This is a genomic window from Thioalkalivibrio denitrificans, assembly GCF_002000365.1.
In the GTDB taxonomy this organism is placed as follows: domain Bacteria; phylum Pseudomonadota; class Gammaproteobacteria; order Ectothiorhodospirales; family Ectothiorhodospiraceae; genus Thioalkalivibrio_A; species Thioalkalivibrio_A denitrificans.
In genome coordinates, this window is the sequence record NZ_MVBK01000048.1 from 36375 (window position 1) to 50155 (window position 13781).

Annotated in this window: 7 protein-coding genes and 1 tRNA gene; all 8 read right to left on the bottom strand. The window is 58.4% G+C overall.

Annotated features, from left to right (window positions below):
- Positions 1 to 35: 35 nt before the first annotated feature.
- Positions 36 to 3209 carry a type I restriction endonuclease subunit R gene (locus B1C78_RS08970; RefSeq protein ID WP_077278822.1) on the bottom strand — a complete coding sequence of 1058 codons (3174 nt, stop codon included), beginning with the start codon at positions 3207 to 3209 and terminating at the stop codon, positions 36 to 38.
- Positions 3209 to 4630, bottom strand: coding sequence for a restriction endonuclease subunit S (locus tag B1C78_RS08975; RefSeq protein ID WP_077278823.1), 1422 nt, complete (start codon positions 4628 to 4630; stop codon positions 3209 to 3211). The genes B1C78_RS08970 and B1C78_RS08975 overlap by 1 nt, the downstream gene beginning before the upstream one ends.
- Positions 4620 to 6182, bottom strand: a complete 1563-nt coding sequence (locus tag B1C78_RS08980) for a class I SAM-dependent DNA methyltransferase (RefSeq protein WP_077278833.1) — start codon at positions 6180 to 6182, stop codon at positions 4620 to 4622. The genes B1C78_RS08975 and B1C78_RS08980 overlap by 11 nt, the downstream gene beginning before the upstream one ends.
- Positions 6183 to 6510: 328 nt before the next feature.
- Positions 6511 to 7236, bottom strand: a complete 726-nt coding sequence (locus B1C78_RS08985) for a tyrosine-type recombinase/integrase (RefSeq protein ID WP_217698022.1) — start codon at positions 7234 to 7236, stop codon at positions 6511 to 6513.
- A 506-nt stretch (positions 7237 to 7742) separates the two neighbouring features.
- Positions 7743 to 7991, bottom strand: coding sequence for a hypothetical protein (locus B1C78_RS17395; protein ID WP_139349867.1), 249 nt, complete (start codon positions 7989 to 7991; stop codon positions 7743 to 7745).
- A 598-nt stretch (positions 7992 to 8589) separates the two neighbouring features.
- The gene (locus B1C78_RS08995; RefSeq protein ID WP_139349868.1) at positions 8590 to 11895 is read right to left on the bottom strand and encodes a hypothetical protein; all 3306 of its coding nucleotides are present in this window, start codon (positions 11893 to 11895) and stop codon (positions 8590 to 8592) included.
- A 25-nt stretch (positions 11896 to 11920) separates the two neighbouring features.
- Entirely contained in the window at positions 11921 to 13306 is a 1386-nt protein-coding gene (locus B1C78_RS09000; RefSeq protein ID WP_077278827.1) for a tyrosine-type recombinase/integrase, read from the bottom strand.
- Positions 13307 to 13457: 151 nt separating this feature from the next.
- A tRNA-Lys gene (locus B1C78_RS09005) sits at positions 13458 to 13530 on the bottom strand.
- Positions 13531 to 13781 lie beyond the last annotated feature (251 nt).

Below are 13781 nucleotides of genomic sequence, written 5' to 3' on the forward strand. Positions count from 1 at the left end.
ACGCTTCTTCTTCCTGCCCATTTGAGAACCTGGCCTTAGCCTACCGCCCAATCTGCCGACAGGACCTCCGCCTGCTGCAAAACCGTCTGAACAGCCGCCTCCTGAAGATCAGGTGGATACCCGTATTTGCGCAAGATCCGCTTAACCAGCACACGCAGGCGTGCGCGAGCGGACTCACGATGTGCCCAATCCACTGATACATTCTCCCGTAAGCTCATCAGAAGCTCGTGGGCGATGACACGCAGTTGTTCGTCGCCCATGACTTCGACTGCGGATTGGTTCTCCGCCAGGGCATCGTAGAAGGCGACTTCCTCTTCCGACAGCCCCTGCTCTTCGCCTCTATGCCGCGCGGCCTTGATGTCCTGGGCAAGTTGGATCAGTTCCTGGATAACTTCTGCGGTAGTAACGGCGTTGGCATGGTAGCGTGCTATAGCATCTTCCAGGCGGTCCGTGAAAGCGCGGGTCTCCACCACGTTACTGCGGCTCCGTGAGCGGATACTGTCATTGAGCAGCTTGCGCAGGGCCTCCAAGGCCAGATTCTTCTTCTCCATCTCCTGCACTTCGACCAGGAACTCATCGGACAGGATGGAGATATCCGGCGTCTGAATCCCGGCAGCTCCCAGGATGTCCACGATCTCGGTGGAAACCACGGCCCGGCTGATGATCTGTTGCACGGCCAGTTCCCGATCCTGGCGCGATGCCCCAGCGGCGGCAGACGATTTCACGAGCGCGGCGCGCACAGCCTGGAAGAATCCAACTTCGTCACGAATGGCGCGGGCCTCATCGGAGCTGGAGGCCAGCGCAAACGCACGAGACAACGCGAGCACCGCATCTGCAAAGCGACGGTGTGCCCGTTTCTTGCCCTCTGGTGTGGCCTCTGCGGCCGCCCACTCCTGCTGCTTGGTCAGAATCCACTCAATAGCACCTGCCATCGTGGCAAGACGATGTTGTGGCGTTCCGCCCAGTGCTGACAGATAGTCATACCCGTGGAACATGGCGCGCACGATATCGTACTTCTCCAGAAGAACGGCCACTGCCTCGGCTTCATCGATCCCGGTCTTGTCCTGGTCGGGCTTGGAATACTGTGCCAGTGCAGACTTGAGATTCTGGGCGATACCGATGTAATCGACTACCAGACCGGCCGGTTTGTCTCGGAATACACGGTTCACGCGAGCGATCGCCTGCATGAGTCCATGACCCCGCATTGGCTTATCGATATACATGGTGTGCATGGAGGGTGCATCGAAGCCGGTCAACCACATGTCCCGCACGATCACGAGCCTGAGCGGGTCCCCAGGATCTTTGGCACGCTTCGCCAGGAGATCGCGTCGCGCTTTGTTGCCGATGTGCGGCTGCCACTCTGCCGGGTCGCTGGCTGACCCTGTCATCACGATCTTGACGCTACCCGCATTGTCATCGTCGCTATGCCAGTCTGGGCGCAGTCTGATGATCTCAACGTACAAGGCCACGCAGATACGTCGGCTCATGCACACAACCATAGCCTTGCCATCCAACGCTGCCACACGATCCTCGAAATGCTGAACTAGGTCGGCGGCAACCAAGGCCAAGCGCTTCTTGCTGCCTACCAAGGCCTCGACCGTCGACCATTTCTGCTTGGCGCGCTCGGCGCTGGGCTCGTCCTCATCTTCCAGCAGGGCTTCGATTTCTGCGTCGATGTTCGGCTTCTCGTCCTCATCCAGTTCGATCCGAGCCAGTCGGGATTCGTAGTAGATGGGCACGGTGGCGCCGTCTTCCACCGCCCGGCTGATGTCGTAGATGTCGATGTAATGACCGAAAACCGCCGGGGTGTTGACGTCCGTGGCCTCGATGGGGGTGCCAGTAAATCCGATAAAGGAGGCGTTGGGTAGTGCGTCACGTAGATACTTGGCGAAACCGTAGGAGACTTCACCCGTCTTGGCATCCACCTTGGCACGAAAGCCGTATTGGCTGCGGTGGGCCTCATCCGCGATCACCACCACATTGGCGCGGGTGGTCAGTGGTTCGTCGACCTCTCCGAACTTCTGCAAGGTCGTGAAGATCACACCGCCAGAAGCTCGGTTGAGCAGCTCCCGCAGGTGCTCGCGGCCCTCGGCCTGCACCGGCGTCTGGCGGATCAGGTCGCGGCAAGCCGAAAAGGTAGTAAACAACTGATCGTCCAAATCATTGCGGTCAGTGAGCACCACAAGGGTCGGATTCTCCATGCGGGGCTCGAAGACCAGCATGCCCGCATAGAAGGCCATCAACAGGCTCTTGCCTGAACCCTGGGTATGCCAGATCACGCCCGCCTTGCGGTCCCCCAAAGGCTGGCTGCCCAAGTCATATTCGGCGGGTAGCTCGGCTGCCCCCTGGACGCTGGCCCGAAGCGTGGAGATGACCGCTTTTCTCACCGCGTGGAACTGGTGATAGCCGGCGATGATCTTGATGAGCCCGTCAGGCCGCTCGCTGAACACCGTGAAGTGACGCAGAAGTTCCAGAAAGCGCCCCTTCTCAAATACCCCCTCGACCAACGTACCCAACTCCGGCGTGCCCTTTGGCTCGATACGCTTGCCGTCCGTGGTTCGCCAAGGCATGAAGCGCTCAAGATCGGCGGAAAGGGAGCCCACACGTGCAGACAGCCCATCAGAAGTCAACAAGAGCGCATTGCTGCGAAACAGAGCCGGAATCTGTTGCTTGTAAGTCTGAAGCTGGTTGAAGGCGCCGGTCAGTGTTGCGGTCTCTCCACCAGGCGCTTTCAACTCGATGACCGCCAGAGGCAGACCGTTGACGAACACCACCACGTCCGGGCGGCGCTTGTAATGTCCGGCCACCACAGTGAACTGTTGCACTGCCAGCCAGTCATTGCGCTCTGGCTGATCGAAGTCGACCAATTGGACCTTGCCGGCGGTGAGCACCCCGTCCTCGGCGTAATACTCGACATCCGCCCCATCGGTCAGCAGCACGTGAACTCGGCGGTTCTCTTCCAATAGGTTGGGCAGTTCGGATTGGGTCAGTCGGCGCGCTACATCTGCAAGGGCATCGGGTGGAAGCGTTGGGTTCAGTCGAGCCAGGGCGGCTTCCAGCCGCGCCTTCAACACCACCTCATCGTAGGCCTCGCGTTCTGGCTGCTTTCCATCAGGCCCGATGATCTCGTCGGAGGTGCAGGCGTAGCCCAGTTCGGCGAGCTGATCCAGCAGCGCAGCTTCAAGTTGGGCCTCAGAAAGGAAGGCCATCAGACAACTTCCTTGACGTTCATGTCTGCGCGCTTAAGGAGTTTCTCGGCATCCCTAATGCGTAGCTCGCCGGAGATCAATTTGGGTAGCAGGGTGTCTCGGACTTTGGCTAAGTCAATATTCTCATTATTTGCCACCTTTCCCATTATGGGTTCGACAAATGCTACGAAGGCATTCAATACATCTTCGCCGGGAACCAACACGCTCTCAGCTTCCAAAAAATGGGCCGTCTGAAAATTGGAGATTCCGGTGCTCTGATTCTGGTACTCCCAAGTGCCACCTTCGCGATACAAGTTGGTCATATGGCACGCAGCTAGAATACCAAGGCTGGCGCTTTTGGGCCGAAACCTGCGACAGAAGCTGGCGCATACGACCGGGTGCGGAAATCGGTCGAGCATCGAGTTCGATACTCGTAACGATCTGCCGGTCGGTTGTGTTGAGCTTCCACCAGATACTTCGACAACTATATCCCCATCCTGAAGCATTCGAGATATAAGTTTCTTCTTTGTTGTGAAGCGTGTAGGTACTTTGCCAGTGGACCCCGAAGCCAAGTCCGGAATATCAGTTCCTCTGATAATGCAAATTGCCTGGTCATGGCCATCTTCGGGTTGTTCTTTTCCCCAATCACCGCCGATGGTTCCTTCGATCAATCTTCCAAATGACAGGAACTCCCATCCTTCCGGCTTCCCCGCCTCGTCGAGCCGTTCGGGGAAGAGCTGCCAGAGGTCGGCGGGCAGGTAGGGTTTGCGGCCTTCCATCTTGGCGCGGACGGGGCCGATGTCGACGAACCAGTCCTTAAACAGGGCGCGGACCATGGCCTCCAGGGTCTGATTGCGGCGGCGGTTGAGTTCGATCTTGTCGTCCAGCGTGCCGAGGATGTGGGCGATGGCGCGTTGTTCATCTATGTCCGGGGGGTGCGGGACAATCACGCTACTAAGGAGCGAAGTATTAAGCGAAGGCATCGTCGCGCCGACCGCTATCGCGCGGATATGGTCTCTGAATGCGGGAAGCCCGAAGAAGTAGGAGAGGTAGGAAGAATCGATCTTTGCAGGGTCTGGGCGTACTCGTAAGCATCGGCCAGAGAACATCCAGCCATTCTCTTCACCTCGCACCAAGGCGCGGCGATCAACAGAGCCCACACGACTGAAGACAATGTCCCCCTCCCGAAGTAGGTAGCGCGATAGCCGGTCTCGGTCAGCGTCGGAAACCATAGGCAGTTCGCTATGCAGGATCCGATTCTCGCCAAGATGTTCGACAGTGATAATCGGTGTACCTTTCGGAACGTAGTCCTTTTGATGCAACTGGCTTCCGAATGGGCCGGTCTGGATTCCCGCAACCGAATCACAAAGGTTGGCGAGTTGATCCACTACAAAATCAGCGGCAAATGCCCCGTAAGGCGTCTCGCGGAACTCACTCCCCATACCCAAGCTCCCTCAGGTTAGCCTCAATCGCCGCATCCAGTCGTACCGCCTCCTTCTGATGCCCGCGCCACTGAGCGCTGAGTCGCCGCATCTTCTCCTCGAAGGGTTCTCCGTCGTCATCGGCGACTGCCGCGCCGACATAGCGACCGGGAGTGAGCACATGGCCATGCTTGCGGATCTCATCCAACGTGGCCGCCTTGCAAAAACCCGGGGTATCCGTGTACTTCCCTGCCCCCTTCTCACCCCGCCAGGCGTGGTAGGTATCCGCGATCTTCTGGATATCCTCATTGCTAAACTCACGACGGGTACGGTCCACCAAGGTACCCAGGTTGCGGGCATCGATGAATAGCACCTCCCCTCGCCGGTCGCGCAGGGTCTCCTTGCCGCGCTTGCCGTTGGACTTGTCGCGGGCCAGAAACCACAGACAAGCCGGGATCTGGGTGGAATAGAACAACTGTCCCGGCAGGGCCACCATGCAGTCCACGGCGTCGGCCTCGATCATCGCCTTGCGAATCTCGCCCTCGCCGCTCTGGTTGGAGCTCATGGAGCCGTTGGCCAGCACCACGCCGGCGTTTCCGAAGGGGGCGAGGTGCCAGTAGATGTGCTGTAGCCAGGCGTAGTTGGCGTTGCCCACCGGAGGTGCGCCGAACTGCCAGCGTGGATCTTCGCGCAGGCGGTCGCCGCCCCAGTCGGAGATGTTGAAGGGGGGGTTGGCGAGGATGTAGTCAAAGCGCAGATCGCGCAGTTCGTCTTTGTGGAAGCTGCCTTCGTTGTTCCAGCGGATGTCGGCGTCGATACCGCGCACGGCCAGGTTCATCTTGGCCAGGCGCCAGGTGGTGTAGTTGCTCTCCTGGCCGTAGATGGCGATATCGCCGATGCGCCCACCGTGCTCCAGCACGAATTTTTCCGACTGCACGAACATCCCGCCGGAGCCGCAGCAGGGGTCATAGACACGGCCCTGGTAGGGCTCGAGCATCTCCACCAGCACCCGCACCACCGAGCGCGGGGTGTAGAACTCACCGCCGCGCTTGCCCTCGCTGCCTGCAAACTGGCCGAGGAAGTATTCGTAGACACGCCCGAGCACGTCCCTGGATTTGTCACCCTCCTCGCCCAGGGCAATACCGGAGATCAGGTCGATCAGCTCGCCCAACATCACCTTGTTCAGCGCCGGGCGGGCGTAGTCCTTGGGCAACACGCCCTTGAGGGATTCATTGTCCTTCTCGATGGCGCGCATGGCGTCGTCGATCAGGGTGCCGATCTCGGGGCGCTTGGCGTTGGCCTTAAGATGCGACCAGCGGGCCTCTTTGGGCACCCAGAAAACGTTGTCCGCCAGGTACTCGTCCTTGTCCTCGGCGGCCGCGGCATCTTCGGCCAGTAGCGCGGCGTGCCTGGCCTCGAAGGAATCGGAGATGTATTTGAGGAAGATCAGGCCCAGGGCGACGTGCTTGTAGTCGGAGGGCTCCATGTTGCCGCGAAGCTTGTCCGCGGCCTTGAACAGTTCGGCCTCGTAGCCGAGATTGGCGCCGTTATTGGATTTCTCTTTCCTGGCCATCAGATTGTCCCCGGCGTCACGGCAGGGCAAACCCGCCCCCTGGGCGCCCCCCTTTGCAAGCCTGGAGGCCCGCCCGAGGAAGGCCCCCGAGCCTCCACACCTGCCGTTTCAGCAAAATTATTCTAATAATCAGTCCGTTGAGATAGGACACATGTGTCCTCAACGCGCCCTCACTATACCGAAGCGTCGCACCCGATTGCAGCCCCACGTACTCACCCCATGGGCGCGGGTGCGACGATCCGCAAAACCGCCGCGTCGCTCCCCTCTGCCATCGCCGCATGCCCGACCCGAGGCGCAAGGCCCCCCGCCGACCCGTCGCGCACTTTATCTAGTGGAAATCCACCCCTTCCAGGAAATGCCCGCCGTCGATGGTGAGCACATTGGTATAGATCTCGGTGCTGTCGATGGACTTGTGCCCGAGCAGCTGGCTGACGTACTTGAGCGGCCGCCCGTGCAGCAGCAGGTGGATGGCAAAGGAGTGGCGAAAGGTGTGGCTGCTGATCGAAAACGGCGCCCCCCCGACCCGCTCGACCAGGGCCCCGATATGCCGATTGACCGTCTGGCGGGTCATCGGGAAGAGCCGCTGGCACTTTCTGAACCGCCCCGCGTACAGATAACTCTGGACGCGGTCCTGGAGCAGGCGATCGACGATCGGCACGTAGCGCCGGGGCGAGCGTTGCAGCGCGGCCCTGCTGGGGCGCCCCGGGCGCTGCTTCAACGTCTTTAGGATCACCCCGAAATCGTAGCCGTCGTGGATAAAGCTTGCGGGCGTGAGCGCGAGCACCTCCGAGATGCGTGCCCCGGTGGTCCACATCAGATCGAGGATCAGGCGGTAGGTGGGGTGTTTCTCGGCATCGAGCAGGCCCAGGACCTCGGGCTTTAACAGGTAGACCGGCATGGCATCGATGGTCTCGAGCACGGTGGGGCGTTTGGCGATCAGCCGTGCCCAGTCGATGCGCACCGACTGGATCGGGAAGGCGGCCAGGGGCTCCTCGCGCGGGTGAAAGAGCCGTTGTGGCCTGGGGCGGGGAAATTGGGCGTCGGGCAGCGGCATATGCACCATTTCCCTAAGTCACCTTGGTACACCCCGCGACGGATTTTTCCACCCCGGGATCGCGCCGTTTAGGCGGATTATAGCCCGAAAAACGGTCCCCAAGAGCTTGCACCACAATACCCGTAAAGGGTGCAAGTCTCGAGAAAATACCCCCGACCTCGATGATGGTGCGCACGTGCGCCAGCGCAGGCTCCCGGGAGAAAGGCCTCACCGACAGATCCCGTGGACCCCGAAGGCGCAATAACCCCTCACCAGCCCTTGCGATCGGCACGGCGGGATACGCTTGGCCTTGGCAAGGAGACGCTCAGGGCTCGCGCCACCCCCACCATAGCGGCCATGGCGCGCCACTAGGGATCCGGTATTGGGTGATGGCTGCGTGTTCTGAGCGCACAGCGATCCCGCTTCGAGCACAAACGCGCCGAAGCTTTGGTGGGCAAGCTCACTCAAGGGGCGGGCTCTGAGAAAATGGCCCGTGGGAAAAATGCGCTTTGCCCCCCCCGGCCTACTCAGTATTTAAGGTGGGGCACACTAGCTTCCATCATTTTCAAGTGACGAAGGCCTCCTTTCCCTTCACTGGCCTCGGTGCCTCTGCACAAGCTGGGGGTTAGTCGCAACCTTTCTTTTCTTAAACCGCACGCTCGCAACACTGCCGACATGTTTGGCGCGCCGTCCGCGTTCACAGGCACAGGTTCACGTTTGTTTTCTTCGATCTTGAATACCGCCTTGATCTCATCCGCGCCCTTCTGTTCAGTCATTACTGAATAAGTCCTGGCGAGAACCCCACGTTGGGTGGCTACGCAGCCATCTCGCGAATCGCCCAATGGCCTCCCCAGAAGCGACGATCGGATCGCGGCCACGCTCCGGGAATCTATCCTCAATCCAGGCTCTTCTCTCGTTTACTCGAACGGAACCGTGAGATCGCAGCATGATCTGTACAAGAACATGGTAAAGCTCCATGATCATTGACTCCCCTGCTCCGATGGGTGCCAGCGCCTTCGACTCGCGCTCCCTCCCTCGGAGATTACGCTTCAACTCAGCGTTTTCCGCTCTAAGCAACGCGAGCTTGGTACGGAGTATGAACTCGTCCGCGACGTCGTCCGGCACCTGTGTTGGATCGATTGCCTGTGATCCGAAAAACTTGACGACGCGGTGATATGCTTCCGCATTACGATAGGGGCGTAACGTCGATCGGGATACGCCGGAGAATACCGACACACTCCTCAGAAGCTCCGCGAGCGTGTTGTAGCTACGGCCACTCGACTGAATCTTTCGGAGCGTCTCTTCGACCGCCTGTACTGTCTGGTTACGAACCCTATCGTAATTCGGATTGGCCGCCTTACCGGGCATTTGCTGTCATTCCTCGTCTTTGCGCACGAGCTGCTTGAAGGCATCCGGCCCCGCGAAGGATCGCGCCGTAAGCGATTCCCTATGCTGATCGAGCTGCCGGATAAGCTCCGTAGTCGAGATCCCCTGAGCGTCCATACGCGTTGCCAGGTGGGAGCACAGCTCGGCGACCGGATCCGCTTCTCCCTCGAAAACCGGCTCCTCTGCGCCAAGCATAATCCGCTTCAGCCGCGCGGCAATTTGACGCACCTCTTCATCCTGCATCGATGGATACGCGTTGCATTCGCTGATGCGCTGAAGAATCCGAGCAGACTCCGACTTTGGAAGCGTGGCCCTGACTAGGTGACGCTTCAGCATTTCGGGCTGATCCACGTGATACTCGCTGACCCGAATCGATCCGCTGCGCAGCTTAAGGAGCTTTTGCTCGAGTACCGTTTCCGCAAGGTGCCAGCCGAGGGCCTCGGTCGCGTCCATATCGGCCGCATCGAAAAAACGCTGCGCTTCATCATGCGAACCGCCACGGAAGATCTGCTCCGCACGCTTGCTAGCCGCGCGGGCCCGGGATTCCAGGGACCGAATCTTCGCCCTGATGGCAGGAAGCTGATCTACCGATTTCACTGCGTAACGGCAGAGGCCGCAGCGATGCGGCTCTTTCAACTCGTCTACCACGTCCTTGGGACAATGACCAGCAAGCGGGCACAAGTGCGTGTCGAAATACGCAATGGATGCATCGCTCGCTATCCGCAGGGCCGTGAGACCGTCGTTCTTCGGTCTACTTTCGTCGTCACCAAAAGTAACCGTCGTGAAGCCGAAGACCATCTCTGCGTCTTTGCGGTCTTTGTCAAGGGCACGGCGGAGCGCAGAATTCGGGAGCGCCGACTGAATATACGCGGGGTCATCTCGGCTGAACCCAAAACGCGCCACAGGCTCCATCGGCAATTGGTTTAGAAGCCGATGCAGCTCTTCTTCATCGACTTGGTGATAGTAGGCAGTAGTCTCTTCGTTGCGGTGCCCTGCCAGAAGACCGACCAGCCGGATGGGCAATACACTCATACGCTCGCTGATCACAGTCGAGCGTATGGAGTGCGGTGTATATATCGATTCGGTCTGTTCTGTCGCGTACCTACGCGAACCCGCGAGGATCTCGCTCATATCCTCACCGTCCCTGGGCGTAACGAGCTCTACCTCCTCCCCCGTCTGTTCTCTGAGCCATTCGCCGAACAAGGCAAGTATCACACGGAAGAGTTTCCTGTAGCTGCTATCTGGCAAGACCCCAAAGTTTCGCCGGGTCGAAGAGGACGCATAAAACAGCGTATCAACAGGGTCGAAACGGCTATGCTTCCGCCCCATATAGAGAACGGGTTCAGGGGTGCCCCCAGCAAGAATGCGGGTGACGACCGCGAGCTGGCGTCCCAAGATGGAGTAAGCCTCATCCGAGACAGGCAAGGGGAACCCCGACCCCGCTTTATCGGTGTTCACATAGATGCGTTTACATAGGGTTGGGCGCTTCTCATCCTGATATGAGAGCGACTCTCGTCCGAGCCAGCGTATGTGGGCCCCTCGCAGACCCGTCTCCATCATAAGACACAAGAGTCTTAGACTGCTGAGATTTGGCCACCGGGCATCGATCTGGAAGTTAACGACGAAGTCAGCCGTATGAAGGTTGTAGGCTGCCGGCACATCTTCGATCGGGAGCACCCTGCCGTGGCGGAACACGACCGGTATATAGCCGTATGCCTCGGCTTCGAGCGTTGTTGGAATCGGTCGGAGAGGCAAGGAATGCGAGTCGCCTCCCAAGAAATCACACTCCAGCTTGGTGAAGAAAGCCTCAATCCCAAGCAGGTAGTCACAGAGCAGCTCCGCGTGTCGCTTCCCCAGCCTGATCCGCGCATGACGGCGCCTATTAGCGCCTTTGTAATGAAAATCCTTAGCGCGAATGGGATTCTGGAATCCTTCTTCAAACAAATCTGCCTGCAACGCGGTGCCCTTGTGCTCCTCGATTACCCAGTCGAACAAGTCCATCGCCGCGTGCATTGCGCCCGCTCTGGCTATCGGCGCGGATGGAAAGCGCTTCAAGAGAAACTCTTGGAACGTCAGAGGGTGCTCACCCGTCTTCGGGATGGCCCCCTTTTTTATGTGTATGTAGCGTTGAACTTGCCCCGGCCGTTGGGGAAACTCATGATCTCTCGCCTCATACCTATGGCACCACCAATTGAGGTAAAGAAAAAGATAATCGCTGAACGCACGCAGGTTCCTATACTTGCCGTCGCTTTCGTAGTGCGTTTGCCAGTCTTCAAGAAAGCCGTCGAACAGGCCAGTCCATACCAGACCGCATTCACGTACTGGGAGGTCTTCCCAGCCGGGGCGGACTGACACGGCACCAGGCCATCTGGCTTGCGTTTGGTCCGCTTCCCGTGCATGGACCAAATGAGCGAACAGGACGTCTTCACGCCGACTCTTGCTAGCAGGAATGTACATTTCCGCGAATTCGTCCGGAAAGCGGGGGCTAGCAGAATCCGTTGGCGCTCTGGATAGTGCGAGCACCATGTTCAGCGTTTGTGGGTAGTTTTCTACATCCTCCTTTGCGATTGAGACCTTCGCCGCGAGACCGGCGGTGAGTTCATGCAGCAGGATGCGAAAAGGTATCGGCGGAATCGGGTAGTCGTTCTTCCCATTCCTCGCTAGGAGCTTGGACTTGCGCCAATGGGCATGAACTGCTGCCAGTTCGGTAAGGTTGAACCGGTCCCACTTTGTCCAGTCTGTGGCCCAGAACAGTCGCTTGGTATGTTGATTCACGTTCTCACGTTCAGAGTCTAAATAATTGCCCGCTTCCACCACCTGCCTAAAATCCCGCACTGTCTCTGGTTCGTACCGATGTAGTTCCTCGACTTTCAGGTTCGGCGCGATATAAGGGTTCAATATCACATGCCCATGCCGCCACAGATAAAGCAGTACTGCGGCAAATCCCCGAAAGAGACCTGAGTACTGAGTGGGCGGAACACCAAGGCGCGGGTCGACTCCTAGGGCACTTGTTATGGATGCTGCTGACCGCTGCTGCGGATTCATCAGCAGCGCATCCATAAGTCCTTGTAGTGCGCGGGACGGATGTTCGGGACCAACACTGTCCTTAAGACATCGTTCGAACATCCGAAGGAAGCCGCACTGGGAACTCCTATTCTGCTGAGGAGAGTTCACATAGCGGCCATGCAGCTGCTCATGTAGATTCTTCGCATCGAGGACGGCATTACGGATCGCCGCCCGGAGTTGGCTCTCCTCTTCTGTCAGGATGAGAATGTTTCGACTGAGATTGATCATCTCGATTCTTTCTGGCCTACGCCATCTAAGAAGCGTCACTCAGCAGACGTTTGGCTTCGCGGATGTGGCCTTCGGCGAGGGCCTCTCGAAACGTCCGCGGATCGAGCCCAGCGCGCCCGTAGAGGCGGCGCCCCGCATTCAGGACCGCGTCGATCTTATGCTTCTCATGCCGTGCATAGTGCATCGTCGTCGACAATTGTGCGTGTCCCATTAAGCGCTGGACTACGGCCAAGTCCAAACCAACTCCTCCGTCTTCGCGTGGGCAGTGATTCACCATATAGACCCCATAGGAATGGCGCAGCGCGTGAAGACCATAGCCGCGACCGTTTACCAACGGGATCCCAGCTCGCCGTTGCGCCCGCTTAAACGAGTGATCACGAGCCTTATCCGTTGCGGTAAACAGAGGCTGCCCACGAGCTGCGTCTGCTTTTAGCTTAACGAAGAGGTAGCTATGTGGGTCCTGCACCAAGTGCCGTCGCTCTGTCTCGAGATAGCGCACGACATAGTGAAAAAAGAGGCGTTCGTAACCTGGCCAGAAGTAGACATAGCGTGCGGATCGACCCTTGCGGCGAAGCTCACCGCGCGTAGGAGTCACCCCGTAAATGAAGTCGTGCAGATCGACTTGTTGAATGTCGAAGTTAAGCGCTGAAATCCTGAGCTGGAGTGCTTCGTGCGTACGGAGTCCTCCGCAGGCGAGAAGTGTATACAGCGCTTTGTCACGGTAGGATTGGGCAGCCTCGATAACCAAGCCCAACCGATCAAGGGGGAATTCATGGTGACCATCATCCCAAGGCTCCACGCGTTGTTTAACCAACCAGCGACGCCGTTTCTTTAGCATTTGGGCTGCATTGCGAATGACTCCGCCGAGCATGCTGTTCTGGCGGATACACGCAATCTCACGGGGATGTCGTACCGGCAGCCTGGACAGGCTCCCAAGGAGGGCGTCGTAAGGATTCCGGTGTACCGAAACACCTTGATTTGTCAGCGCCTCGAGTACCTCCTCGTAAAGATCCTCACATTCCTCGAGAAAGTTGGTGATTGCGGTGAGCTTGAGGTTCGCGGACCTAGGAAGCACTGGAAGTTTGTGAGGCAGGCTCTCTCCTATCTCCCGCAGCCATTGGGATCGGACGTGTCGCCCTCGTTCAAGAAGGGACTTATAGCCCTCGAGTAGCTCACGAGCCCGTTTTGAGGTAGTGGTGACCTCTTCGAAGGCCCGGGCTTCATACAAATAGTCAATGAACTGTGCAACTGCGGTGGAGTAGGCGCGTCTGGACTCGTAACACAACCGGTCTCTTAGCCCATCCTGCCAATAACCAAACGCCGAAACCTGACCTTGAGGCCCCGTTAGGACCCATTGGATCTTGCCATTTGCCCCAGACTCTTGGGCAAGTACGCAATGCTTCAGCGCCATTACCCCTTTCCTCACACGCACCACGCGCACAAGGGCAGGAGTATAGAACGGGAATCAGGACACGCAACCCACGGGAGTAGCGTGTGCACCGAAGAAAAAGCGCATCCATCCGGGGCAATTATCAGGCAACTACTTGTTTTATTTAGAAATGTGGGCCGTGTAGGACTCGAACCTACGACCAAGAGATTAAAAGTCTCCTGCTCTACCAACTGAGCTAACGGCCCATAGCAAACCTATTTTACCGCCACTTCATGCGCACACACATACGACTACAGATAAGAACCTACGACCAAGAGATTAAAAGTCTCCTGCTCTACCAACTGAGCTAACGACCCGGGAGAACGTCCGGCAGGGGCGGGGCTGCGCCGAAAGGCGGTTATCTTACTATCCTGCCCTCAAATGACAAGCCCGCGGGGGCACGGGCTAGATGTGATCTCTCAATACGTTGTTCATCCGGGCTGAGCTGCTGGCAGGC